This is a genomic window from Pseudomonas sp. CHM02 (genome assembly GCF_000612585.1).
GTDB lineage: Bacteria > Pseudomonadota > Gammaproteobacteria > Pseudomonadales > Pseudomonadaceae > Aquipseudomonas.
On the sequence record NZ_JFCA01000042.1, the window covers coordinates 34,719 to 59,905 of the forward strand.

The window sequence follows — 25,187 nt, forward strand, 5'->3', positions numbered from 1 at the left end:
CCCGCTCTCACATGGGACCCGTGCCACACTTGGGCTAGATAAGTGCTTTCGCACGTCGGCGGCTGGCGTTATTCTCTATTTCACCTCAACAGCCAAAGGGCGGCTAAAAACAACCTTGAACGCACCCATAGCAGAACCCCATCGTTTTCTCCTCGAGCCCTTTGAGGCTCGCCGTTTCGCCAACCTGTGCGGACAGTTCGACGAGCACCTGCGCCTGATCGAACAACGCCTGAGCATCGAGATCCGCAATCGCGGCAATCAGTTCGAGCTCATTGGTGAAGCCCTGCACACTAAATCCGCAGAAAACCTGCTGCGCCGTCTCTACCGCGAAACCAAGGGTAGCGAGCTGTCGCCAGAAATCGTGCACCTGTATTTGCAGGAATCGGCTGTGGAAGACCTGGCCAACAATCCGGTGGCTGAAGCCAGCGTGGCCCTGCGTACCAAAAAAGGCATGATTCGCCCAAAGGGCTTGAATCAGCAGAAGTACGTCAAGGCAATCCTGGGTAACGACATCAATTTCGGCATCGGCCCTGCCGGTACCGGCAAGACCTACCTGGCCGTGGCCTGTGCGGTCGACGCGCTGGAGCGTGAGCAAGTACGCCGCATCCTGCTGGTGCGCCCAGCGGTCGAGGCCGGCGAAAAGCTCGGTTTCCTGCCCGGTGACCTGGCCCAGAAGATCGACCCGTACCTGCGCCCGCTCTACGACGCGCTTTACGAGATGCTCGGCTTCGAATACGTCGCCAAGCTGATCGAGCGCCAGGTGATCGAGATCGCCCCGCTGGCCTACATGCGCGGCCGCACCCTGAGCAACAGTTTCATCATCCTCGACGAAAGCCAGAACACCACCGTCGAGCAGATGAAGATGTTCCTGACCCGCATCGGGTTCGGCTCCACGGCCATTATCACCGGGGACATCACCCAGGTTGACCTGCCCAAGGGCACCAAGTCGGGCTTGAGCCATGTGATTGAAGTACTCAAGGACGTGCCGGGCATCAGTTTCACGCACTTCTCGCCCAAGGACGTCGTGCGCCACCCGCTGGTACAGCGCATTGTCGAGGCCTACGAGCGCTTCGAACATCGCGATGACGGGCTGTCCAAGGACGTTCGCCGCGATGCTTGAGCTTGACCTGCAGCTGGCCACCGATGCGCCCGCCCCCAGTGAAGCCCAGTTCCGTCAATGGTGCGCTCTGGCCCTGCGCCAGCGCACCGCCGACTCGGAACTGACCATTCGCCTGGTCGACGAGCCCGAGGGCCGTGAGCTGAATCACACCTGGCGCCAGAAGGATTACGCGACCAACGTGCTGTCCTTCCCCGCCGACGTACCGGATGAGCTGCTGGATATCCCGTTGCTGGGCGACCTGGTCATCTGCGTGGCGGTGGTGGAGCGCGAGGCGAAGGAACAAGGCAAGGCACTGGAAGCCCATTGGGCCCATCTAGTCATCCACGGCTGCTTGCATCTCTTGGGTTACGACCATATAGACGATGAAGAAGCCGAGGAAATGGAAACACTGGAACAAACGTTGCTTGCAGAATTGGGTCATCCGGACCCGTATGCAGACGACGAAGTTTAAAAACACTCAACTGTAACAATAAAGGATTCAGAGTAATCGCTATGAGCGAAGACCGATCGAGCAACGGGCAGAAGTCATGGCTGGGTAAACTGACCCAGGCTTTTGCCCACGAGCCGAAAAACCGCCAGGAGCTGCTTGAGCTGCTGCGCGAGGCCCATCAGAACAAGTTGCTGGACAGCGAAGCGCTGGCCATCGTCGAAGGCGCCATCCAGGTGGCTGACCTGCAAGTACGGGACATCATGGTCCCGCGCTCGCAGATGATCAGCATCAAGGCGACCCAGACCCCACGGGAATTCCTCCCGGCCGTGATCGACTCGGCGCACTCGCGCTACCCGGTGATCGGTGAAAGCCATGACGACGTCATGGGCGTCCTGCTGGCCAAGGACCTGCTGCCGCTGATCCTCAAGGAGAACGGCGACAGCTTCAACATCAAGGACCTGCTGCGTCCGGCGACCTTCGTGCCTGAATCCAAGCGCCTGAATGTGTTGCTGCGCGAATTCCGCGCCAACCACAATCACATGGCCATTGTGATCGACGAATACGGAGGCGTGGCGGGCCTGGTGACGATTGAAGACGTGCTGGAACAGATCGTCGGCGACATCGAAGACGAGCACGACGTCGAAGAAGACAGTTACATCAAGCCGCTGCCCAGCGGTGACTTCCTGATCAAGGCGTTGACGCCGATCGAGAACTTCAACGAGTTCTTCGACAGCGAATTCTCCGACGACGAGTTCGACACCGTCGGTGGCCTGGTGATGAGTGCGTTCGGGCACCTGCCCAAGCGTAACGAAACCACCGAGATCGGCGCTTATCGCTTCCGCATCCTGAATGCCGATAGCCGCAGGATCCACCTGATCCGCCTGACACCCATTGCCCGCTAAGGAATGACATGCAGCGCCTAACCCGCCCCGGCTGGCCCGGTAATTTGCTGGCCGTGGTGGCCGGCGCCATCACCACCCTGGCGCTGGCGCCGTTCGATCTGTGGCCGTTTGCGCTGGTGGCGGTCGGCTTTTTCTATATCGGGCTACGGGACCTGAGCCCGCGCCAGGCCTTGGGGCGTGGCTGGTGCTTCGGTTTCGGCCTGTTTGGTGCCGGCACCAGCTGGATCTACTACAGCATCCACCACTTCGGCGGCGCTTCGGTGCTGCTGGCGGGTTTCCTGATGCTGCTGTTTACCGCTGCGATTGCCTGGTTCTTCGCCCTGCCCGCCTGGCTTTGGGCTCGCTGGTTGCGGCGCAATGAAGCGCCCTTGGCCGATGCGCTGACGTTTGCCGCGCTGTGGGTGGGCCAGGAAGCGTTTCGCGGTTGGTTCCTCACCGGTTTCCCGTGGCTGTACTCCGGTTACAGCCAACTCGACGGCCCCCTCACCGGCCTCGCGCCGCTGGGCGGGATGTGGCTGATCTCCTTCGCCCTGGCACTCACGGCGGCCTTGCTGTGCAACCTGCCACGCCTGTTGGCTCGCAAGCGCAACGCCTTTATCGGCGCAGGCCTGGTGTTGCTGGTCGCGCCCTGGGCCATCGGCCTGGCGCTGAAGCATCACGCCTGGACCAGCCCCTCCGGTGCGCCACTGACCGTGGCCGCCATCCAGGGCAACGTCGAACAAAGCATGAAATGGGACCCGGAGCAGCTCAACGCACAGCTCGCGCTGTACCGCGACATGAGCTTCACCTCCAAGCCCGTCGACCTGCTGGTGTGGCCGGAAACCGCCGTGCCGGTGCTCAAAGAGTCTGTCGAAGGCTACCTGGGCATGATGGGCAAATTCGCTGCCGACCGGCACACCGCGCTGATCACCGGCGTGCCGATCCGTCAGGAAGTGCACCATCAGAAGCGCTACTTCAATGGCATCACCGTGGTCGGCGAAGGCGACGGCACCTACCTCAAGCAGAAGCTGGTGCCCTTCGGTGAGTACGTGCCGCTGCAGGACATGTTGCGCGGCCTGATTGCCTTCTTCGACCTGCCAATGTCGGACTTCGCCCGCGGCCCGTCCGACCAGGCGATGCTGCAGGCCAAGGGCTATCAGATTGCACCGTTCATTTGCTACGAAGTGGTGTACCCGGAGTTCGCTGCCGGCCTGTCAGCCCAGAGCGATCTGCTGCTGACCATCAGCAACGACACCTGGTTCGGCCGCTCCATCGGCCCGCTGCAGCACCTGCAAATGGCGCAGATGCGTGCGCTGGAAGCCGGTCGCTGGATGATCCGCGCCACCAACAATGGCGTCACCGGCCTGATCAACCCCTTTGGGCAGATTACCGCGCAGATCCCGCAGTTCGAGCGCGGCATCCTCTACGGCGAAGTGGTGCCGATGCACAACCTCACGCCGTATCTGCAATGGCGTTCGTGGCCGTTGATCATTGTGTGCCTGGGGCTGTTTGGCTGGGCGTTGCTGGCGGGGCGGATGGCCAAAACCGTCTAACAGATACACATAAAACCAATGTGGGAGCTGGCTTGCCTGCGATGCAGGCACCTCGGTGTATCAGATACACCAGGGTGATGCTATCGCAGGCAAGCCAGCTCCCACATTTACCCTACGGTGTTACTTATAAAACAGCCGGTAACCTATCTGCCCCGCCGCTTCATTGATCAACTGCCCGCTCTGCCACACCGACTTGAACTCCGGCATCCAGCCGCCCAGCGGCCGGGCGTTGTCCACGCCCAGGAACCCCATGGGCGCCGGCACCACGGTAAAGCCGGCCTTTTCAAAACTCCACACAGAGCGCGGCATGTGCCAGGCCTGGGTCACGACCACCACGCGCTTGATGCCTTCGGGCAGCAGAATCTCGGCGCTCATCTGTGCATTTTCCCAGGTGGTGCGGCTGCGCTCTTCCTTCCAGCGCACCGTAACGCCGAAGTCATCCTGCATCGACACCGCCATCAACTGCGCCTCGCTGGGCGGCGTACCGTAATGCAGGCCACCCGTGGTGAGCACCGGCAGCCCGGAAGCCTTGGCCAATCGCGCGGCATAGCGCTGGCGTTCCAGACCTATACCCGTGGGCTGGTCGGCGCCCCACGCCGGGTCACCGCGCTCGCGCCCCGAGCCCAACACCACGATGGCGTCAGCGCGCTGCGCCAGGGTGGCCCAATCCTCGCGCGCCAACGGCGGCTCGGTTTCCAGCGCGCTTGCCCCCCACTGCACCATCACTGGCAGGCTGATCAGCCACATGCCGCCCAAACCCAAGGTGAAGCAACACGCCGCCAAGCGCGGGCGACTGCGACGAAACCACCAGGCAAGCGCCAGCAACAGCAAGAGAATGCCGGGCGGCAAGAGCAGTTGTTTGATGAAGTAACGAATAGGCATCGGGCATCTCCATAGATGCCCGAAGCCTAAGGTGTAACGGGGTTTAGCGACAATCTTTACACTGAAATGGCACGGTGATGCAGTTCCGGGGGCAGTGAATTACTTGTAGCGGGCAGACCGGAGCTTTTCCGGGCCACGACCGGCCGACAAGTCCTTGAGCCACACCACCTTGGCTGAGTGCGTAGGCTCCTTGATTGGCGGGGTTGCCACCCAAGGAGGCGCACTGCGCCCATTTCGTTCCAGATATGCCTTGATCAGTTCCAGCTCCGCACGGCTCAAGCCACGCAGTTCCAACTCCACAGGCCGTTCATCACGCAATCGGCCCGCTGTCCTGGCTGCATCCAATGCACGACCCAATCGGTCGATCAGTCCTTCATAGATTTCCGGTTTCGTTACGATTCGCTGCGATTCAACCATCCCCTCACCTCATTGAAGATATGACTCACTCCCCAATAAACAGCGTAGCCCCCATGGCTGCCCCTGCCTGGCGCCGCGACAGACGGCCCTGCCGGCGCAATCAGGGTTTCCCTCGATAGAGTGGGGTCATGTATGCTACGGCGCTTCCTGTAACTCCACTTCCCGCAGGGTTTGGGCACGGACGCGCCGCTTTTTGGTGTCGATCAACCTGAATGTTGCACCGAAGAGGATTAGGCCACCCCTATTCAGTTCAAAAGTAGCCATGCACGAACAATATCAGCCCCGTGAAATAGAAAATGCCGCCCAAACCTTCTGGGACGAGCAAAAGTCCTTTGAAGTCAGTGAACAGCCAGGCAAGGAGACTTACTACTGCCTATCGATGTTCCCTTACCCCAGCGGCAAGCTACACATGGGGCATGTGCGTAACTACACCATCGGCGACGTGATTTCCCGCTACCAGCGCATGCAAGGCAAGAACGTCCTGCAACCCATGGGTTGGGACGCCTTCGGCATGCCGGCGGAAAACGCCGCGATGAAAAACAACGTGGCGCCCGCCAAGTGGACCTACGAAAACATCGCCTACATGAAGTCCCAGCTGCGCAGCCTGGGCCTGGCGGTGGACTGGTCCCGCGAAGTGACCACCTGCAAGCCGGACTACTACCGCTGGGAACAATGGCTGTTCACGCGCCTGTTCGAAAAAGGCGTGATCTACAAGAAGAGCGGCACCGTGAACTGGGACCCGCTCGACCAGACCGTGCTGGCCAACGAACAGGTGATCGACGGTCGCGGCTGGCGCTCCGGCGCGCTGATCGAAAAGCGCGAAATCCCGATGTACTACTTCAAGATCACCGCCTACGCGGATGAGCTCTTGTCGAGCCTCGACGACCTGCCGGGCTGGCCTGAACAGGTCAAGACCATGCAGCGCAACTGGATCGGCAAGTCCAAGGGCATGGAAGTACAGTTCCCGTACAACGTCGACTCGATCGGCGAAGCGGGCGCGCTCAAAGTCTTCACCACCCGTCCGGACACCCTGATGGGCGCGACCTACGTCGCCGTGGCCGCCGAACACCCGCTGGCCACCCAGGCGGCACAGAACAACCCTGAGCTACAGGCGTTCATCGCCGAATGCAAAGGCGGCAGCGTGGCCGAAGCCGACGTCGCCACCCAGGAGAAAAAAGGCCTGCCGACCGGCCTGTTCGTCGAGCACCCACTCACCGGTGAAAAGCTGCCGGTATGGGTCGCCAACTACGTGCTGATGCACTACGGCGATGGCGCAGTCATGGCTGTGCCGGCGCACGACGAGCGCGATTTCGAATTCGCCACCAAGTACAGCCTGCCGATCAAATCCGTGGTGCGCACCAGCTCGGGCGACACCAACCCGGCCCCGTGGCAAGACGCCTACGGCGAGCACGGAACCCTGATCAATTCTGGCGAGTACGACGGCCTGGACTTCCAGGGTGCCTTCGACGCCATCGAAGTCGCATTGATCAAGAAAAACCTCGGTGCCTCGCGCACCCAGTTCCGCCTGCGCGACTGGGGCATTAGCCGCCAGCGCTACTGGGGCTGCCCGATCCCGATCATCCACTGCGAAAGCTGTGGCGACGTGCCAGTACCGGAAGACCAACTGCCGGTGGTCCTGCCGGAAGATGTGGTGCCGGATGGCGCCGGTTCGCCATTGGCGCGCATGCCCGAGTTCTACGAGTGCAGTTGCCCGAAATGCGGCCAGCCTGCCAAGCGTGAAACCGACACCATGGACACCTTCGTCGAGTCTTCGTGGTACTACGCCCGCTACGCTTCGCCGCACTATGAAGGTGGCCTGGTAGAAAAGTCCGCGGCCGACCACTGGCTGCCGGTGGACCAGTACATCGGCGGTATCGAACACGCCATCCTTCACCTGCTGTATGCGCGCTTCTTCCACAAGCTGATGCGTGACGAAGGCCTGGTGAGCTCCGATGAGCCGTTCAAGAACCTGCTGACCCAGGGCATGGTGGTCGCCGAGACTTACTATCGCCGTGAAGCCAATGGCGCCTACACCTGGTTCAACCCGGCGGACGTTGAGCTTGAGCGCGACAGCAAAGCCAAGGTCATCAGCGCCAAGCTGATCGCCGACGGCCTGCCGGTGGAAATCGGCGGCACCGAGAAGATGGCCAAGTCGAAGAACAACGGCGTCGACCCACAGTCGATGATCGATCAGTTCGGCGCCGACACCTGCCGCCTGTTCATGATGTTCGCCTCGCCGCCCGACATGAGCGCCGAATGGTCCGACTCCGGCGTCGAAGGTTCGCATCGTTTCCTCAAGCGCGTCTGGCGCCTGGCGCACGCCCACATCAGCCAGGGCCTGCCGGGCAAACTGGACGTGGCAGCCTTGAGCGACGAGCAGAAACTCATTCGCCGCAGCACCCACCTGGCCATCAAGCAAGCCAGCCAGGACGTGGGCCAGAACCACAAATTCAACACCGCCATCGCCCAGGTGATGACGCTGATGAACGTGCTGGAAAAAGCGCCACAGGCCACTGAGCAGGATCGCGCGCTGGTACAGGAAGGCCTGGAAACGGTCACCCTGCTGCTGGCCCCGATCACGCCGCACATCAGCCACGACCTGTGGAACCGCCTGGGCCACAGCGACGCCGTCATCGACGCGCGCTGGCCGGTACAAGATGACAGCGCCCTGGTCCAGGACACGCTGCAACTGGTGATCCAGGTCAACGGCAAACTGCGCGGCCAGATCGACATGCCGGCTACCGCCAGCCGCGAAGACGTCGAGGCGGCTGCCCGCGTCAACGAAAACGTGCTGCGCTTTACCGAAGGCCTGACGATCCGCAAAGTGATCGTGGTGCCTGGCAAACTGGTCAATATCGTCGCTAGCTAATCGGATCGGGCGCAGGGCTTGAGCCCTGCGCCGAACAAAGCCTTCAGGGCCTCGATAAGGCCCACATGGTTTCAAGGGGAGCAACAAAATGATCAAACGCAATTTGCTGGTTATGGGCCTCGCCGTGATGCTGAGCGCTTGCGGCTTCCAGCTGCGCGGTACCGGCACCAACGAAATGGCGATCAAGGAATTGGACGTCAGTGCCCGCGACGCCTACAGCGAAACGGTGACCCAGCTGCGCCAGGTCCTGGAAAACAGCGGCGTTCACGTCTACACCGGTGCAACCTACAAGCTGTACCTGGCCAATGAAAGAGAAACCCAGCGCAACCTGAGCTACGCCAGCGCCGGGCGCGCCTCCGATATCGAACTGAGTACCCAGCTCAACTTTGAAGTGCAGGGCCGTGAGCACCTGCCTTTGATGGCTGACAGCATCCAGGTACAGAAAATCGTCAGCCACGACGGCAACAACCTGGTGGGTTCGGACTCCGAAATCATCCAGGTGCGCAAGGAAATGCGTCGCGAGCTGGTACAGCGCATGGTCCTGCGCCTGTCGATGATCACCCCGCAACAACTCGAGACTTTGCAGCAACGTGCTGACGACAAGGCCAAGGCTGATGCCGACGCGCTGAAAGCCGCCAAAGAGTACGAAGACAACACGCCGAAACAGTCACCTGTTGAAGTCCCTGTCGAGTAAGACAAACGGGGCGCCCCAAGCGCCCCGTTTACCCTGCCTATGAAACTCGCCCCCGCCCAACTCGCCAAACACCTGCAAGGTGGCCTCGCGCCTGTCTACATCGTCAGCGGTGATGACCCGCTGCTGTGCCAGGAAGCCGCCGACGCCATTCGCACCGCGGCTCGCCAGCAAGGTTTCGACGAACGCCAGGTCTTCAGCGCCGACGCCAATTTCGATTGGGGCACGCTGCTGCAGGCGGGCGCAAGCATGTCGCTGTTTGCCGAAAAACGCCTGCTGGAACTCCGCCTGCCGTCGGGTAAACCCGGCGACAAGGGCGCAGCCGCCCTGATGGAATACTGCTCGCGACCTGCCGAGGACACGGTGCTGTTGATCAGCCTGCCCAAACTCGACGGCAGCGCGCAGAAAACCAAATGGGGCAAGGCCCTGGTGGAAGGGGCGCAAACCCAGTTCATCCAGATCTGGCCGGTGGACAGCAGCCAGTTGCCGCAATGGATTCGCCAACGCCTGTCTCAGTCAGGCCTGTCGGCGACCCAGGACGCGGTGGAGCTGATCGCTGCCCGGGTCGAAGGCAACCTGCTTGCCGCCGCCCAAGAGATCGAAAAGCTCAAGCTGATGGCCGAAGACGGACAGATTACCGTCGAGACCGTCCAGGGCGCCGTGGCTGATAGCGCGCGCTTTGATGTGTTCGGGCTGGTGGACGCGATCCTCAATGGCGAACCCGCGCACGCGCTGCGCATGCTTGAAGGCTTGCGCGGCGAAGGCGTGGAGCCCCCGGTGATTCTGTGGGCACTGGCCCGGGAACTGCGGGTACTGGCCAATATTGCCCTGCAATACAGCCAGGGTACGCCATTGGACAAAGCCTTCAGCCAAGCCCGGCCGCCGGTCTGGGACAAGCGCAAGCCGCTGATGAGCAAAGCGCTGCAACGGCACTCGGCGCAACGCTGGGCGCAATTGCTGCTGGAAGCGCAGCGAATAGACGCGCAGATCAAGGGCCAGGCGGCGGGTTCGCCGTGGATGAGCCTGAGTCGGTTGTCGCTGCTGATGGCCGGCCAGCGCCTGACCCTTCCCGCCGAGTAACCACCGCTCTCGGTAGGAGCCAGCTTGCCGGCGATGGGGCCGTTGACGGTAACGGTGATCCCAAGACCGCCTTCGCCGGCAAGCCGGCTCCTACAGGTGATGCGTGACTTTCCTACCTATCGCCGGGCTTTACAGCAGTCCAACATCGGCAGATGATTTGCACCGCTCCATCCCACCTATCGAGAGTAACGACCATGAGCAAAAAGCCATCCAAGCATGGCCCCAACAAGGCCAAATCCATCATCGCCCAGCCACTGTTCCGCAGCCGTCAGGAACGCGCCGGCAAGGGCAAAGGCAGCTACCGCCGCGAAGCCTTCCAGTCTAACAGCTGGGAGGCTTCTTACTTTCTGGCTGCCTGAAGGCAAGCGCCCCTCTGGCATGATAAGGTCTGCACCTGATTTGTAATCCCTGGACCTGTGCATGCCCTCTAGTCTTTCCCGTCGTTGGCACCTTCGCCAACTGATCGCTGCCTCCAGCCTCATTCTGCTTGTCGCCTGCGCGGAGAAACCCACCGCCGCCGACGCTCAACCGCTGCCCAAGCTCCAGACCGCCCCTGTGGTAGCGCCCGCTATCGTGGCCCCGCTGGCCGTGGACAACCTCGATATCCAACCGACCCAGACCTTCGCCGAATGGCAGGCTGGCTTTCGCGTGCAGGCCCTGCAGGCCGGTATCACCGCCGCCGTTTTCGACAACGCCTTTGCCAATGTCACCCCAGATATGGCGGTGATCCGCGCCGATCGCAGCCAGCCGGAATTTTCCCGCCCGGTGTGGGAATACCTCGATGGCGCCCTGTCGCCTGTGCGCGTACGTAATGGCCAGGCCTTGCTGGTCAAGTACGCCGACATCCTGCAGAGCATCGAACAACGTTACGGCGTCGACCGCCAGGCGCTGGTGTCGGTATGGGGCATGGAGAGCAACTTCGGCCAGTTCCAGGGCAACAACTCGGTGATCCGCTCCCTGGCGACGCTGGCCTACGAAGGCCGTCGCCCGGCCTTTGCCCAGGCGCAGTTGCTGGCAGCGCTGCAGATCATCCAGCACGGCGATATCCAGGCCGACCAGATGAAAGGCTCCTGGGCCGGCGCCATGGGCCAGACCCAATTCATCCCGACCACCTACAACACCCACGCCGTGGACTTCGACGGCGACGGTCGCCGCGACATCTGGAACAGCCCGGCCGACGCCCTCGCCTCCACCGCGCACTACCTGCAAAGCTCCGGCTGGCAGAAAGGCCAACCGTGGGGCTTCGAGGTGAAGCAACTGCCGGTGAACTTCGATTACGCCCTGGCCGACGGCGGCATGCGCAAGACGGTGGCTGAATGGCTGAAACTGGGCATCCAACTGCCACCGGGCGCAAGCCTGCCGCCCAACGTCGACCAACTGTCAGCCGCCCTGCTGCTGCCGGCCGGTTATCGTGGCCCGGCATTCCTGGTGCTGGATAACTTCCGCGCGATCCTCAAGTACAACAACTCGTCGTCCTACGCACTGGCGGTTGGCCTGTTGTCGGAACGCTTCGGTGGCGGTGGTGTGATTCGTGGCGATTGGCCGAAGGATGAGCTGCCGTTGAGCCGCTCGCAGCGCATCGACTTGCAGACAGCCCTGAGTGCCAACGGCTATGACGCAGGCAACCCGGACGGAATCATCGGCGCCAATACGCGCAAGGCGATCCGTGCGGCGCAGCAGGCGCTGGGCTGGCCGGCGGATGGGTATCCGACGGTGAAACTGCTGGAATCGCTGCAGAACCGGTAAACCGTCGCACGGCAACTACCATTATCGCAGGCAAGCCAGCTCCCACAGGGGAATGCGTTCCAAATGTGGGAGCTGGCTTGCCTGCGAAGACGGCCTGACAGGCAACATCAAACTCAAGGCTTAAACACTACATCCTGCTCCAACACCACCCGCTGCTCCCCCGCATCCAGCCTTACCAACGCGCCCATCGGCAACGTCAGGTTCGGATCACAATGCCCACTGCGCCAGCCAGACAACACCGGGATGCCGAGCGGCGCAAAGGTCTGCTTCAGCAGCCGCTCCAGCGCCATGTTATCCACTCCCGCCACATCCCCCACCAGTACGCCGGCAACCTGCGCCAGCTTGCCCGCCAGGCGCAGGTGCGTCAGCAAGCGGTCGATGCGGTAGATCGGCTCGTTGACGTCCTCAATCAGCAGGATGATGCCTTCTGCGTCGATTTCGTAAGGCGTGCCCATCACCGCCGCAATCATCGACAGGTTGCCACCCAGCAGGCGTCCACAGGCGATGCCTGGTTCGATTGTGGTCAGTGGATAGGCCATCGGGTGCATCAACTCGCTGCCCGCGCCCAACTGGCCGCGTAGCAGGCTGAACAGGGAGGACTCGGTGGCTTGTTGCTTGTCGCCGAGCAGATCGGCATTGAGCATCGGCCCATGGAAGGTCACGAAACCCGCGTAGCGGCTGATTGCCAGGTGCAACGCGGTGATGTCGCTGTAACCCACGAATGGCTTGGGATTGGCGCGCAACAGCTCGAAGTCCAGGCTGTCGAGCAAGCGTGGCGTACCGTAGCCGCCGCGCAGGCAGAAGATGGCGTCGATTTCAGGGTCGGCAAAGGCTTTGTGCAGGTCGTTGAGGCGGGTTTTGTCGCTGCCGGCAAGGTAGCCGTCGCGTTCGTAGACACCTGGGTATATGCGCAGGTCGTAGCCGCGGGTGCGCATCCATTGGCCGGCTTTTTCAACGTCCAGGGTGGCGGGGCCGGCGGGGGCGATCAGGGCGATGGTGCCTTCGCTACGGAGGGCAGGTACGGCAGCGGTCATCCACGACTCTCCCTGAGGTGATGCTCGGAAAATGTGGGAGGGGCAAAGCCAGTGGGGGTCACTTGGGGCTGCTTCGCAGCCCAGCGCGGGGCAAGCCCGCTCACCACAGCAAGCCTGCTCACCAGGGCAAGCCCCCTCACCACAGCAAGCCCCCTCCCATATTGGACCTGCAGTGCTGCTCACATCGCTATCAGGAAACCAGGCTCGCCTTGACCAGCTTGGCCTGCTCGTCCGCATGGTACGAAGAGCGTACCAACGGGCCCGAGGCCACGTTCTTGAAGCCCATCTTGTAGCCTTCCTCGGCGAACCAGGCGAAGGTGTCCGGGTGCACGAAACGCTGCACCGGCAAGTGGCTGCGGGACGGTTGCAGGTACTGGCCCAGGGTCAGCATGTCGATGTCGTGTTCGCGCATGCGCTTCATGACTTCGATCACTTCTTCGTCGGTCTCGCCCAGGCCCAGCATCAAGCCGGACTTGGTCGGGATGTGCGGCATCATCTGCTTGAATTTCTGCAGCAGGGTCAACGACCACTGGTAGTCCGAACCCGGACGCGCGGCCTTGTACAGGCGCGGCACGGTTTCCAGGTTGTGGTTGAACACGTCCGGCGGCTCGGCGGCGGTGATTTCCAGCGCCACGTCCATACGGCCACGGTAGTCCGGGACCAGGGTTTCGAGCATCACGTTCGGCGACAGCTTGCGGATTTCGCGGATGCAGTCGGCGAAGTGCTGGGCACCGCCGTCACGCAGGTCGTCGCGGTCTACCGAGGTGATCACCACGTACTTGAGTTTCAGGTCGGCGATGGCGATGGCCAGGCTTTCCGGCTCGTTGACGTCCAGCGGCTTCGGACGGCCGTGGCCGACGTCGCAGAACGGGCAACGACGGGTGCAGATGTCACCCATGATCATGAAGGTAGCAGTGCCGCCGGAGAAGCACTCGCCCAGGTTCGGGCAGGACGCTTCTTCGCACACGCTGTGCAGCTTGTGCTTGCGCAGCAGGGCCTTGATACGGTCGACTTCCGGCGAAACCGGGATGCGCACGCGGATCCAGTCAGGCTTCTTCGGCAGTTCGGTGGTCGGAATGATCTTCACCGGGATGCGTGCAACCTTCTCGGCGCCGCGCAGCTTGACGCCGGCTTCCACCTTGGCACGCGGGGCCGGGGCCGGACGGTCGGTAACGTCCACCGTCGGGATCATGGTTTGCACTGCATCAGTAGTCATAATCAGTCGATTCCGCCCGTAAGGGTCGTCTGCTCAGCATAGTCGAGGTGTTTGACGAGCTGCGTACGCAGCCGGGCACTTACCTCGGCAAATTTAATCGGTGTGGCGTGGTCACTCAGTTGCGTCATCGCCAACCCGGCATAGCCACACGGGTTGATCCGCCGGAACGGTGCCAGGTCCATGTCCACGTTCAGGGCCAGGCCATGAAAGGAACAACCGTGGCGAATCCGCAGCCCCAGGGAGGCGATTTTCGCGCCGTCGACATACACACCGGGTGCATCAGGCTTGGCTGCGGCAGTCACGCCGTAACTGGCCAACAGCTCGATCAGGCAAGCCTCCATACGGCTGACCAGGTCGCGCACGCCAAACCCAAGCTTGCGCACATCCAGCAGCAGGTAAGCCACCAGTTGGCCGGGACCATGGTAAGTCACTTGGCCACCTCGGTCGACCTGCACCACCGGAATATCGCCCGGCAGCAACAGATGCTCGGCCTTGCCGGCCTGGCCCTGGGTGAAGACGGGCGGATGTTCCACCAGCCAGATTTCATCGGGGGCCGACGTGCCGCGCTCGTTGGTGAACCGCTGCATGGCGTGCCAGACAGGCTCGTAGTCCATCCGGCCGAGCTCGCGAAAGCCCAGGACCTGTGACATCACAGCACCATGTGCACGAAGCCGGTAGCCCGCAATTCGCTGTTGATGTTGTAGAGCTGGTCCTGATCCGTCGCAACGATGTGCAACTGGATCGTGGTGTATTTGCCGGTGGAGCTTTGACGCTCGTCCACGCGGTTGTCGTTGATCGTCGCGTACTTCCTGACGATCTCGAGAATCTTGTCCTTGCGGCCCACGCCGGTATCGCTGATCACCTTGACGGGATAATCCGTCACTGGGAATTCGATCTTAGGCGCCTTTACTTCTACTTCTTTATCGGTCATGGCGTAACGGCCTCGTAAGCGTAAGCCGTGGCGACGGGCAAAGCCCCGCGTCGGATCAACGCGGGGCTTTGCAGGTGCACACTATCAGTTGAACAAGCTGTAGAAGAATAGACGGATGCTATCCCACACGCGGCGGAAGATACCACCTTCGTCGACGGCGTCCAGCGCGATCAGGTCGGCGCTGTGGACCACTTTGTCGTCCAGCTTCACTTCGACCTTGCCGATCACATCACCCTTGGCGATGGGGGCAACCAATTGCGGGTTCATGGTCATGCTGGCGGCGAGCTTTTTCAGCTGGCCTTTAGGCATGGTCAGGGTCAGGTCTTCAGCCAGGCCGGCTTTGACCTGGGAGGTAGCGCCTTTCCACACGGGCGCGGTCGCCAGCTCAGCACCCTTCTGGTAGAAGGTCTGGGTTTCGAAGAAACGGAAACCGTAGGTCAGCAGTTTTTGCGTCTCGGCCGCACGGGCCTGCTCGCTGTTGGTACCGAAGACCACGGCGATCAGGCGTTGGCCGTCACGCACAGCGGACGACACCATGCAGTAGCCGGCTTCGTCGGTGTGGCCGGTTTTCAGGCCATCGACGGTCTTGTCGCGCCACAGCAACAGGTTGCGGTTAGGCTGCTTGATGTTGTTCCAGAAGAATTCCTTCTGGGAGTAGATCGCGTAGTGCACCGGGTCGACACGGATGATCGCGCGCGCCAGGATCGCCATGTCGTGAGCCGACGAATAGTGCTCAGGGTTCGGCAGACCGGTCGGGTTCATGAAGTGGCTGTTGGTCATGCCCAGGTCGGCCACGGTTTTGTTCATCATGTCGGCGAACGCGTCTTCGCTGCCGGCGATGTGCTCGGCCAGGGCGACGCTGGCGTCGTTACCGGACTGGATGATGATGCCGTGCAGCAGGTCGCTCACGGTGACTTGCGAGCCGACCTTGATAAACATCCGCGAACCGCCGGTGCGCCAGGCATTTTCGCTGACAGTCACCGGGTCGTTCTCGCCGATCTGGCCGCGACGGATTTCCAGGGTCGCGATGTAGGCGGTCATCAGTTTGGTCAGGCTGGCCGGCGGCAGGCGCTGGTCACCGTTGCTCTCGACCAGTACGTTGCCACTGGCGGCATCCATGAGGACCCAGGACTTGGCGGCCAGTTGCGGTGAAGCCGGCACCATTTCAACCGCCCAGGCGGCCGGGGTGATGATCAGCGAGATAAGCAGGCACGTGCGTTTGGCTAAGGTGGTGATGTTCATCCGTCTCTCGAAATTGCTTATGGAAACTTGCCCTCGCGGGCAAAACTTATTCAGACAGCCCGCTTCCAGACTGTCACGTGTTCGGTTGCCCGCTCACCCCTTGCCCCTGGGTTTTTATTGTTCAACGAGCCAACAACCAGGGTTCGAGCCCGCGCACGAGCCTGAACCATCAATGCTTACTTATTCTGCCGTGACCACGCTGGGCTGCCCCAGGTTGGCCAGGCGCACACTGTTCTGCACTTGTGCAACCTCGCTCGGCGAACCGATCGGGCCCATGCGCACACGGTGCAACGTCTGCTGGTTACGCACGATGGAGCTGATGAACACCGGCGCGTTGACCATGCTGCTGAGCTTGGACCTTAACAGTTCTGCCGCATCCGGGTTCGCGAAAGCGCCCACCTGCAGGTATTGCCCACCCGCCAGCGAAGCGCCCTGGGCAGCCTGCGGCACGGCCACGGTGTCCGGGGCGTGCTGCTGTGGCGGCGGCGTCCACTGCTCGACCTTGCCGGCCGATGCGGTGATTTGCGGTTGTGGTGTCTGCGGCTCGTTGAGCATCAACGGTGCCGGCTTGCCACGCTGTGCCCAGTACTGCGCCGGATCGATGCCCTCGACCTTGACCCGTGCGGTGCCGGTTTCGGCGTAACCGAGTTTCTTCGCAGCGGCGTAGGACAGGTCGATGATGCGGTCCGAATAGAACGGCCCGCGGTCGTTGACGCGCAGGATCACCGTGCGGTTGTTGTCCAGGTTGGTCACACGCACATAGCTGGGCAGCGGCAACGTCTTGTGCGCCGCGCTCATGCCGTACAGGTCATACACTTCGCCGTTGGCGGTGTTCTGGCCGTGGAACTTGGTGCCGTACCAGGACGCCGTGCCCGATTGCACGTAGGTCTTGGATTCCTGCAAGGGGAAATAGGTCTTGCCCAGCACGGTGTACGGGTTGGCCTTGTAGGCACCGGTGTGCAGGGTGGGCGTGGCATCCGGGATCTTCGACACGTCGACGTCCCACCACGGCGCGCCGTCTTTGTGCGCGCGGTTGATGTCCAGGCCCGGCTGGGAACGGACGGCCGTGCCCCCAGACTTCTGCGCCGGACCACGGCTGGTGGAACAACTGACGACCAGCAGGGACAACGCGGCGAACGCCACCAGCTTGAGCGGTTGATTGAACGGCGATGCCCGCATTACTTGTTGCCCCGTGCTTGGACCAGCATGTCTGACAGCTGATGCACGGCCATGGCGTACATCACACTGCGGTTATAACGCGTGATTGCGTAGAAATTCTTCAGGCCCATCCAGTATTCCGGGCCATTTTCGCCTTCGAGACGGAACGCCGTCACCGGCATATCATCGCGTGGCGCATTCTGACTCGACCAGCCCAGCGCCCGCAACTCCCCGACCGTCTTGGCCGGCTCTATGCCTTGGGTCAGCCCCTCATCGGCGCGATCGCCGGTGACATCGGCGCGGATCACCACCGGTTCACCGGCCACCCAGCCATGGCGCTTGAAGTAGCTGGCCACACTGCCGATGGCGTCGTCGGGGTTGCTCCAGATATTGATGTGCCCGTCGCCGTCAAAATCCACCGCATAAGCGCGGAAGCTGCTCGGCATGAACTGCGGCAGGCCCATCGCACCGGCGTAGGAGCCCTTGAGGGTCAGCGGATCGACCTGCTCTTCGCGGGCCAGCAGCAGGAATTCGCGCAACTCCTTGCGGAAGAAGTCAGCGCGGGGCGGGTAATCGAAGCCCAGGGTCGACAAGGCGTCGATCACCCGGTAACTGCCGGTATTGCGCCCGTAAAAGGTTTCAATACCAATGATCGAGACAATCACCTGGGCCGGCACGCCGTATTCCTGCTCGGCGCGCGCCAGTACCGCCTCGTGCTGGCGCCAGAAGTCCACGCCACGCGCCACACGGGCGTCGGTGAGGAACATCGGGCGGTATTCTTTCCACTGTTTCACACGTTCGGCAGGGCGTGAGATGGCATCGAGGATCGCCTGCTTTTTCTGGGCTTCGCGGAACACGCCCATCAGCTGTTCACCGGCGAAACCATAGTCGCGGGTCATTTCACCGACAAACTCGGCGACCTGGGGTGAACCATCGTAGTCACCGGCCTGCGCCTCTTGCGTTGCGCCCAGCAGCCCGACCAGGCCCATCCAGGACGCGTGCCGAGTCGCCCAGCCGCGCATTACTTGCATTGACATCTTCACCTTATTCAAACCTGTGCGATCCATTTGCGATGCGTATGAATCGACATCAAAACCCCAAACGCTGACAGCAATGTCACCAGCGAAGTTCCGCCGTAGCTAATGAACGGCAACGGCACCCCAACCACCGGCAGCAGGCCACTGACCATACCGATGTTGACGAAAACGTAAACAAAAAAAGTCATGGTCAGGGCGCCGGCCAGCAATTTGCCGAACAGCGTCTGCGCCTGCGCGGTGATCACCAGTCCGCGACCAATCAACAGCAAATAGATCAGCAACAGCGCGCAAATGCCCACCAGGCCGAACTCTTCGCCCATCACCGCAATAATGAAGTCGGTGTGGCTCTCGGGCAGAAAGTCCAGGTGCGACTGGGTGCCCAGTAACCAACCCTTGCCAAATACGCCACCGGAGCCGATGGCCGCCTTCGACTGGATGATGTTCCAGCCGGTGCCCAGCGGGTCGCTTTCGGGGTCGAGGAAGGTCAGGATCCGCTGCTTCTGGTAGTCATGCATGAAGAAGAACCACATGGCCACGGCCACAGGCACGGCGGCGGCCAGCACGCTGAGGATCCAGCGCCAGCGCAGACCGCCCATGAACAGCACGAACGCGCCGCCTGCCAGAATCAGCAGCGAGGTGCCGAGGTCCGGCTGGCGCACGATCAGGATAAACGGCACGCCGATCAGGATCAGGCTGATCCCCACGTGCTTGAGCTGCGGCGGCAAGGTGCGCTTGGACAGGTACCAGGCGATGGTCGCTGGCATCAGAATCTTCATGAATTCCGACGGCTGGAAGCGAATCACCCCCGGAATGTTGATCCAGCGGGTCGCGCCCATGGCGTTGTGGCCCATCACGTCCACCACGACCAGCAGTAACACGCCAGCCACATAACCGAGCGGCACCCAGCGGGCCATGAAGCGCGGCTCGAGCTGGGCGATCACCACCATCGACAGCAACCCCAGACCGAACGACGACGCCTGTTTGATCAGCAGGTCCCAGTTCTTGCCGCTGGCCGAATACAGGACGAACAGGCTACCGGCCGCCAGTGTCAGCAGCAGGATCAGCAACGGGCCATCAATGTGCATGCGTTGCAGCAACGTCGCACGGCGACGCATCACATCCTCGCTGGAGAGGATGCGGTCAAAATTACTCTTCACGGGCCGTAACCTCGGTGCTTGAAGGGGGGCCGCCGTATTCGGGCTTGAGCCTGCCGTCGTCGGCCAACAGCCAGGCGTCCATCACTTGACGCACCACGGGCGCCGCGACGCCGGAACCGGACTCGCCGTTCTCGACCATCACCGCCACCACGATTTTCGGGTCGTCCGCCGGGGCAAAACCGACAAACAAGGCGTGGTCACGGTGGCGCTCCTGGACCTTGGAGCGGTCGTATTTCTCGCCCTGCTTGATCGCCACGACCTGAGCGGTACCGCTCTTGCCGGCGATGCGGTATTGCGCGCCCAGCGCCGCCTTGCGTGCGGTGCCGCGGGCGCCGTGCATCACTTGCTGCATGCCGTGGTTGACCTTGGTCCAGTCCGACGTATCACGCAGCACGATGTCCGGGATCGGGTTTTCATCCACAGGCTTTTCGCCCTCGATGGTCTTGGCCAGGTGCGGACGGTTCCAGATGCCTTTGTTGGCCACCAGGGCCGTGGCCTGGGCCAGTTGCAGCGGCGTCGCCTGCATATAGCCCTGGCCGATGCCGAGGATCAGGGTTTCGCCCGGGAACCACGCCTGGCGGCGGGTCGCACGCTTCCATTCCCGCGACGGCATCAAGCCGGGGGATTCTTCGAACATGTCCAGGGAAACCTTTTGGCCGAGGCCGAACTTGCCCATGTAGGCGGACAAGCGATCGATACCCAGCTTATGGGCCAGGTCGTAAAAATAGGTGTCGTTGGAGCGCATGATTGCGGTGTCCAGGTCGACATAGCCGTCACCGGTGCGGTTCCAGTTACGGTATTTGTGATCGTAGTTGGGCAGCATGTAGTAGCCCGGGTCGAACACGCGGCTGGAGGCCGTGACCACGCCCGCGTCCAGACCGGCAATCGCCACGGCCGGCTTGATCGTCGACCCCGGCGGGTACAGGCCGCGCAGTACGCGGTTGAACAGTGGCCGATCGATGGAATCACGCAACTCGGCGTAGGCCTTGAAGCTGATGCCCGTCACGAACAGGTTGGGGTCGAAGCTTGGCTGGCTGACCATCGCAAGCACTTCGCCAGTCTTCGGGTCCAACGCAACCACCGCGCCGCGACGACCGCCCAGAGCCATCTCCGCCGCCTCCTGCAGCTTGATGTCCAGGCTCAGCACGATGTCCTTGCCCGGCACCGGGTCGGTGCGCTTGAGCACCCGCAGCACGCGGCCGCGCGCGTTGGTCTCGACTTCTTCGTAACCCACCTGGCCGTGCAGCTCGGGCTCGTAGAAGCGCTCGATGCCGGTCTTGCCGATATGGTGGGTGCCGCTGTAATTGACCGGATCGAGGGTTTTCAGCTCTTTCTCGTTGATCCGCCCCATATAGCCGACGGAATGCGCAAAGTGCGGCCCTTGCGGGTAATGCCGCACCAACTGCGCCACCACTTCCACACCCGGCAGACGGAACTGGTTCACCGCGATCCGCGCGATCTGCTCTTCGGTCAGCTCGAACAGGATCGGCACCGGCTCGAAAGGCCGGCGTCCCTGCTTCATGCGTTTCTCGAAGATCACCCGGTCTTCCGGCGTCAGTTGCAGCACCTCGACGATCACATCGAGGATTTGCTGCCAGTCGCCGGAACGCTCGCGGGTCATGCTCAGGCTGAAGCTGGGCCGGTTATCCGCGACCACCACGCCATTACGGTCGAAAATCAGCCCACGGGTCGGTGGGATCGGCTGCACATGCACCCGGTTGTTTTCCGACAGCGTGGAGTGATAGTCGTACTGGATCACCTGCAGGAAATACAGGCGGGCAATCAGCACGCCCAACAACGCCACCACCATGATTGCGCCAAACACCACGCGAGCGCGTACGAGACGTGCGTCTTTCTCGTGGTCCTTGATGCGGATCGGTTGGGTCATCGGGAGGGGCGCAGATTATTTGTGGTAAGGGTGCCCGGACAGAACTGTCCAGGCGCGATACAGCTGTTCACCGATCAGGATCCTTACCAGCGGGTGCGGCAGCGTCAGCGCTGACAGCGACCAGCGCTGGTCCGCCCGCGCGCAGACTTCCGGCGCCAGCCCTTCGGGACCGCCCACCATGAAGTTGACTGTACGCGAGTCCAGGCGCCAGCGATCCAGCTCCACCGCCAGCTGCTCGGTGCTCCAGGGTTTGCCGTGCACTTCCAGAGTGACGATGCGCTCGTTGGGACCGACCTTGGCCAACATGGCTTCGCCTTCCTGACGGATAAAGCGCGCCACATCGGCATTCTTGCCCCGGGTATTGAGCGGTATCTCTACCAGTTCCAGCGACAGCTCAGCGGGCAGACGCTTGGCATACTCGTGCCAGCCTTCTTCCACCCACTTGGGCATGCGTGAACCGACAGCAATCAGACGCAGGCGCACAGCCGTTCCTTATTCCTGGTCTTTGTTGAGCTTGTCGAAGTGCGCGTGGCCCACTTCCGGGCTGTGGTGCTTGCCATCGGCGGCACGGCTCTGCTCGGCGCCTTTCCACAGACGCTCCAGGTCGTAGAACTGACGGGCGTTGGAGGTCATCATGTGAACGATCACGTCGTCCATGTCCAGCAGCACCCAGTCGCTGTCGCCCTTGCCTTCTTCACCCAGCGGCTTCACGCCTTGGGCCTTGACGGCTTCGCGGACCTTGTCGAGCATCGCGCCGATCTGGCGGTTCGAAGTACCGGTGGCGATGATCATGTAGTCGGTGATGCTTTGCTTGTCGCGCACGTCCAGCACCTGAATGTCCTGGGCCTTGACGTCTTCCAGGGCCGCCACGGCGACTTTTACCAGCTCTTCGCCAGCCAGCTCAGGGCCGGTGTGGGCTTCAACTGGCAGCGGGGCGCTTTTGAACGTGCCTTTGCGCTTAACTTTGCTTACGTCTTTGTTCGTCATATAAAACTCGTTTTGCTCGTATGTTCGGGCGCTCGCTGTACGACTGTGCGTACGTTCAAGCGCGCCTTTTCAGTTCGACGCACGGTAAAGCCCGTGCGCATCGATGTAGGCCAGGACCGCGTCAGGCACCAGGAAACGTACCGACTTCCCGCTGGCCAGCAGTTGACGGATCTGGGTGGCGGACACCGCAAGCGGGGTCTGCCAGACGAATGCAATATTCCCGTTCGGCCCGGTCAGGGCCAAGGGGTCACTTACCGACCGCGCGGCCAGCAGGTTGCGCAAGGCATCCGGCGGTTCGCTGTCGGCATCCGGGCGTTGCAAAACCAGGATGTGGCAATGCTGGAGGAGTTCCTCCCAGCGATGCCAAGAGGGCAGGCCGCAAAAAGCGTCCCAGCCCAAAAGCAGAAACAACTGGTCATCCGCGGCCAACTCGGCGCGCATCAACTCCAGGGTGTCAACAGTGTAGGACGGTTTATCGCGCTTGAGCTCGCGGTCGTCCACCACCAACGGCGTTATGCCGTCCACCGCCAGGCGCACCATTTCCAGGCGTTGCTGCGGTGACACCTGCGGCGTATCGCGATGAGGCGGCCGTGCGTTGGGCATCACGCGCAACTCATCGAGCGCGAGGGCATCCGCGACTTCCAGGGCACTGCGCAAATGGCCGATGTGCACGGGGTCGAAAGTACCGCCGAGCAGCCCGATGCGTTTAGCCATCAAGTGCGCACATGACCGTCGCCGAACACCACGTACTTCTCGCTGGTCAGGCCTTGCAGGCCAACCGGGCCACGTGCGTGGAGCTTGTCGGTGGAAATACCGATCTCCGCGCCCAGGCCATACTCGAAGCCGTCGGCAAAGCGTGTCGAGGCGTTGATCATCACCGAAGCGGAATCCACTTCGTTGAGGAAACGCCGGGCATCGCTGAAATGCTCGGAGACGATGGCGTCGGTGTGCTTGGAGCCGTAGGTGTTGATGTGTTCGATGGCCTCGTCCAGGTCGTCGACGATCTTGATCGACAGGATCGGCGCGGTGTATTCGGTGTACCAGTCCAGCTCGGTCGCTTCGATCACGTCCGCGCCCAACAGCGCACGGGTGCGCTCGCAACCACGCAGCTCGACGCCCTTGTCGCGGTAGATGGCCGCCAGCGGCGGCAGCACGCGATCGGCAATGCCGACGTGCACCAGCAGGGTTTCCATGGTGTTGCACGGGGCGTAGCGGTGGGTCTTGGCGTTGTCGGCGATGCGGATTGCCTTGTCGATGTCGGCGGCCACATCGATGAACACGTGGCACACGCCATCCAGGTGCTTGATGACCGGCACCTTGGCATCACGGCTGACGCGTTCGATCAGGCTCTTGCCGCCGCGCGGCACGATCACGTCGACGAACTCCGGCATGGTGATCAGCGCGCCAACGGCGGCGCGGTCGGTGGTTTCCACCACTTGCACCACTTCGGCAGGCAATTCGGCCACGGCCAGGCCCTGCTGGATGCAGGCCGCGATGGCGCGGTTGGAATTGATCGCCTCGGAACCGCCACGCAGGATGGTGGCATTGCCAGACTTGAGGCACAGGCTCGCGGCGTCGATGGTCACGTTCGGACGCGACTCGTAAATGATGCCGATCACGCCCAGGGGCACGCGCATCTTGCCGACCTGAATGCCGGACGGCAGGTAGCGCATATCGCGGATTTCACCGATGGGGTCAGGCAGCTTGGCCACCTGACGCAGGCCTTCGATCATGTCGTCGATACGTGCCGGGGTCAGCGCCAGGCGGTCCAGCAGGGCCGGCTCCAGGCCATTGGCGCGGCCGTTGGCCAGGTCCAGTTCGTTGGCGGCGGTGAGCTCGGAGCGCGAAGCATCCAGAGCGTCGGCGGCGGCCAGCAGGGCACGGTTCTTCTGCGCAGTGCTCGCACGGGCGATCAACCGCGAGGCCTGACGGGCAGCGCGACCCAGGCGGGTCATGTAGTCAAGAACGGACTCAGTCATGGTCAGGGAGTCTTGGCAGGGAGGAAAGCGGCAGATTATAGCTGTGCCGTCGCTCGACTGACAGCGGTGAGGGGCGGATGGTCGAAATGAACTGTAAAAACCTGGGGTTCAGCGGTAATTAAGGTGGGAGTTGTTATGATTCCGTCACATTTAGCCGTATTTACCCTGACCGCCATGCCCAGTTCATCGCCCCAACTCCCCGCAAGCGCCCTGCCCGACAGCTTCTTCGACCGCGATGCGCAAATTCTTGCGAAGCAATTGCTCGGAAAAATCATCCGCCATCGTGTCGGCGAAATCTGGCTTTCGGCGCGAATTATTGAAACCGAAGCGTATTACGTGGCCGAAAAAGGCAGTCACGCTTCATTGGGCTACACAGAAAAGCGTAAGGCTTTGTTTCTGGATGGTGGCCATATCTACATGTACTACGCCCGTGGCGGCGACTCCCTGAACTTCAGCGCCCAGGGCCCGGGCAATGCCGTGCTGATCAAATCGGCGTATCCGTGGGTGGATGAATTGTCCGGCCCGGCCAGCCTGGCGCAGATGCTGCTGAACAACCCGAATGCCGACGGCAGCCCGCGCGCCTCGCAAAAGCTCTGCGCCGGCCAGACCCTGCTGTGCAAGGCCTTGGGGTTGAAGGTGCCGATGTGGGATGCCAAGCGCTTCGATCAGGAATTGCTCTACGTTGAAGACGTGGGCCAGACACCGACCCAGATCATCCAGACCACCCGCCTGGGCATCCCCAGCGGCCGCGATGAGCACCTGATGTACCGTTTCGTCGATGCGGGCTACGCGCCTTATTGCACGCGGAACCCGCTGCGCCGGGGCCAGGTCGAAGGCCGCGACTATTTTTTGACTTAACACGACCTGTAGGAGTCCGGCTTGCCGGCGA

The 25,187-nt window shown here is 62.0% G+C and carries 25 protein-coding genes; 10 read left to right on the forward strand and 15 right to left on the reverse strand.

The features are described from left to right. Positions 1 to 115: 115 nt before the first annotated feature. The 4 genes from BM70_RS0123100 to lnt are packed head-to-tail and all read left to right on the forward strand — an operon-like array spanning position 116 to position 3,984. Entirely contained in the window at positions 116 to 1,120 is a 1,005-nt protein-coding gene (locus tag BM70_RS0123100) for a PhoH family protein (RefSeq protein WP_025858229.1), read from the forward strand. Next, positions 1,113 to 1,571: an rRNA maturation RNase YbeY gene (ybeY, locus tag BM70_RS0123105; RefSeq protein ID WP_025858230.1), complete on the forward strand. Its 459-nt coding sequence runs from the start codon at positions 1,113 to 1,115 to the stop codon at positions 1,569 to 1,571. Before BM70_RS0123100 ends, ybeY begins: the two co-directional genes overlap by 8 nt. A 41-nt stretch (positions 1,572 to 1,612) precedes the next feature. Then, positions 1,613 to 2,452: an HlyC/CorC family transporter gene (locus BM70_RS0123110; RefSeq protein ID WP_010206772.1), complete on the forward strand. Its 840-nt coding sequence runs from the start codon at positions 1,613 to 1,615 to the stop codon at positions 2,450 to 2,452. An 8-nt stretch (positions 2,453 to 2,460) separates the two neighbouring features. Then, positions 2,461 to 3,984 (forward strand): apolipoprotein N-acyltransferase, encoded by a 1,524-nt coding sequence (gene lnt / locus BM70_RS0123115; protein WP_025858231.1) that lies wholly within the window; start codon positions 2,461 to 2,463, stop codon positions 3,982 to 3,984. A 120-nt stretch (positions 3,985 to 4,104) separates the two neighbouring features. On the opposite strand, the gene BM70_RS0123120 is transcribed toward lnt, so the two are convergent. Both BM70_RS0123120 and BM70_RS0123125 read right to left on the reverse strand, forming a co-directional pair. Continuing rightward, the gene (locus BM70_RS0123120) at positions 4,105 to 4,866 is read right to left on the reverse strand and encodes a YdcF family protein (RefSeq protein WP_025858232.1); all 762 of its coding nucleotides are present in this window, start codon (positions 4,864 to 4,866) and stop codon (positions 4,105 to 4,107) included. Positions 4,867 to 4,965: 99 nt separating this feature from the next. Further along, complete coding sequence (locus BM70_RS0123125) at positions 4,966 to 5,283, reverse strand: hypothetical protein (protein ID WP_025858233.1); 318 nt, start codon at positions 5,281 to 5,283, stop codon at positions 4,966 to 4,968. Between the two features lie 262 nt (positions 5,284 to 5,545). On the opposite strand from BM70_RS0123125, the gene leuS reads away from it, so the two are divergent. The 5 genes from leuS to BM70_RS0123150 all read left to right on the forward strand — a co-directional run bounded on the left by leuS (position 5,546) and on the right by BM70_RS0123150 (position 11,669). Beyond that, positions 5,546 to 8,152 (forward strand): leucine--tRNA ligase, encoded by a 2,607-nt coding sequence (gene leuS, locus BM70_RS0123130; RefSeq protein WP_025858234.1) that lies wholly within the window; start codon positions 5,546 to 5,548, stop codon positions 8,150 to 8,152. An 88-nt stretch (positions 8,153 to 8,240) separates the two neighbouring features. After that, positions 8,241 to 8,846, forward strand: a complete 606-nt coding sequence (gene lptE / locus BM70_RS0123135; protein ID WP_025858235.1) for an LPS assembly lipoprotein LptE — start codon at positions 8,241 to 8,243, stop codon at positions 8,844 to 8,846. Between the two features lie 39 nt (positions 8,847 to 8,885). Next, positions 8,886 to 9,923 (forward strand): DNA polymerase III subunit delta, encoded by a 1,038-nt coding sequence (holA, locus tag BM70_RS0123140; protein ID WP_025858236.1) that lies wholly within the window; start codon positions 8,886 to 8,888, stop codon positions 9,921 to 9,923. 194 nt (positions 9,924 to 10,117) lie between these two features. Further along, positions 10,118 to 10,282, forward strand: coding sequence for an alternative ribosome rescue factor ArfA (arfA, locus tag BM70_RS0123145; protein ID WP_003176285.1), 165 nt, complete (start codon positions 10,118 to 10,120; stop codon positions 10,280 to 10,282). Between the two features lie 61 nt (positions 10,283 to 10,343). Beyond that, the gene (locus tag BM70_RS0123150) at positions 10,344 to 11,669 is read left to right on the forward strand and encodes a lytic murein transglycosylase (RefSeq protein ID WP_025858237.1); all 1,326 of its coding nucleotides are present in this window, start codon (positions 10,344 to 10,346) and stop codon (positions 11,667 to 11,669) included. Between the two features lie 113 nt (positions 11,670 to 11,782). On the opposite strand, the gene BM70_RS0123155 is transcribed toward BM70_RS0123150, so the two are convergent. The 13 genes from BM70_RS0123155 to BM70_RS0123215 form a co-directional block, all read right to left on the reverse strand. Further along, positions 11,783 to 12,703 (reverse strand): LD-carboxypeptidase, encoded by a 921-nt coding sequence (locus BM70_RS0123155; protein WP_025858238.1) that lies wholly within the window; start codon positions 12,701 to 12,703, stop codon positions 11,783 to 11,785. Between the two features lie 190 nt (positions 12,704 to 12,893). Beyond that, the gene (gene lipA, locus BM70_RS0123160; protein ID WP_162493887.1) at positions 12,894 to 13,895 is read right to left on the reverse strand and encodes a lipoyl synthase; all 1,002 of its coding nucleotides are present in this window, start codon (positions 13,893 to 13,895) and stop codon (positions 12,894 to 12,896) included. Positions 13,896 to 13,921: 26 nt separating this feature from the next. Next, positions 13,922 to 14,569, reverse strand: coding sequence for a lipoyl(octanoyl) transferase LipB (gene lipB, locus BM70_RS0123165; protein WP_025858240.1), 648 nt, complete (start codon positions 14,567 to 14,569; stop codon positions 13,922 to 13,924). After that, positions 14,569 to 14,850 carry a DUF493 domain-containing protein gene (locus tag BM70_RS0123170; RefSeq protein ID WP_025858241.1) on the reverse strand — a complete coding sequence of 94 codons (282 nt, stop codon included), beginning with the start codon at positions 14,848 to 14,850 and terminating at the stop codon, positions 14,569 to 14,571. The genes lipB and BM70_RS0123170 overlap by 1 nt, the downstream gene beginning before the upstream one ends. An 84-nt stretch (positions 14,851 to 14,934) precedes the next feature. Then, positions 14,935 to 16,092 (reverse strand): D-alanyl-D-alanine carboxypeptidase family protein, encoded by a 1,158-nt coding sequence (locus tag BM70_RS0123175; RefSeq protein WP_015886062.1) that lies wholly within the window; start codon positions 16,090 to 16,092, stop codon positions 14,935 to 14,937. 180 nt (positions 16,093 to 16,272) lie between these two features. Next, positions 16,273 to 17,271: a septal ring lytic transglycosylase RlpA family protein gene (locus tag BM70_RS0123180; RefSeq protein ID WP_025858242.1), complete on the reverse strand. Its 999-nt coding sequence runs from the start codon at positions 17,269 to 17,271 to the stop codon at positions 16,273 to 16,275. Continuing rightward, complete coding sequence (gene mltB, locus BM70_RS0123185) at positions 17,271 to 18,281, reverse strand: lytic murein transglycosylase B (protein ID WP_025858244.1); 1,011 nt, start codon at positions 18,279 to 18,281, stop codon at positions 17,271 to 17,273. The genes BM70_RS0123180 and mltB overlap by 1 nt, the downstream gene beginning before the upstream one ends. Positions 18,282 to 18,298: 17 nt before the next feature. Then, a complete protein-coding gene (rodA, locus tag BM70_RS0123190) occupies positions 18,299 to 19,402 on the reverse strand; it encodes a rod shape-determining protein RodA (protein ID WP_042570827.1) in 1,104 nt (367 codons plus the stop codon). Between the two features lie 31 nt (positions 19,403 to 19,433). Beyond that, positions 19,434 to 21,332 (reverse strand): penicillin-binding protein 2, encoded by a 1,899-nt coding sequence (gene mrdA / locus BM70_RS0123195; protein WP_025858245.1) that lies wholly within the window; start codon positions 21,330 to 21,332, stop codon positions 19,434 to 19,436. A 15-nt stretch (positions 21,333 to 21,347) separates the two neighbouring features. Then, positions 21,348 to 21,815 (reverse strand): 23S rRNA (pseudouridine(1915)-N(3))-methyltransferase RlmH, encoded by a 468-nt coding sequence (gene rlmH, locus BM70_RS0123200; protein ID WP_003176297.1) that lies wholly within the window; start codon positions 21,813 to 21,815, stop codon positions 21,348 to 21,350. A 9-nt stretch (positions 21,816 to 21,824) separates the two neighbouring features. Continuing rightward, on the reverse strand, positions 21,825 to 22,319 hold the full coding sequence (rsfS, locus tag BM70_RS0123205) for a ribosome silencing factor (protein WP_010206793.1): 495 nt from the start codon (positions 22,317 to 22,319) through the stop codon (positions 21,825 to 21,827). A gap of 69 nt (positions 22,320 to 22,388) precedes the next feature. After that, positions 22,389 to 23,033 carry a nicotinate-nucleotide adenylyltransferase gene (nadD, locus tag BM70_RS0123210; protein WP_025858246.1) on the reverse strand — a complete coding sequence of 215 codons (645 nt, stop codon included), beginning with the start codon at positions 23,031 to 23,033 and terminating at the stop codon, positions 22,389 to 22,391. Beyond that, complete coding sequence (locus BM70_RS0123215; RefSeq protein ID WP_025858247.1) at positions 23,033 to 24,298, reverse strand: glutamate-5-semialdehyde dehydrogenase; 1,266 nt, start codon at positions 24,296 to 24,298, stop codon at positions 23,033 to 23,035. The genes nadD and BM70_RS0123215 overlap by 1 nt, the downstream gene beginning before the upstream one ends. Positions 24,299 to 24,472: 174 nt before the next feature. Here BM70_RS0123215 and BM70_RS0123220 point away from each other — a divergent pair, with 174 nt between their 5' ends. Continuing rightward, complete coding sequence (locus tag BM70_RS0123220; RefSeq protein ID WP_025858248.1) at positions 24,473 to 25,156, forward strand: DNA-3-methyladenine glycosylase; 684 nt, start codon at positions 24,473 to 24,475, stop codon at positions 25,154 to 25,156. Positions 25,157 to 25,187 lie beyond the last annotated feature (31 nt).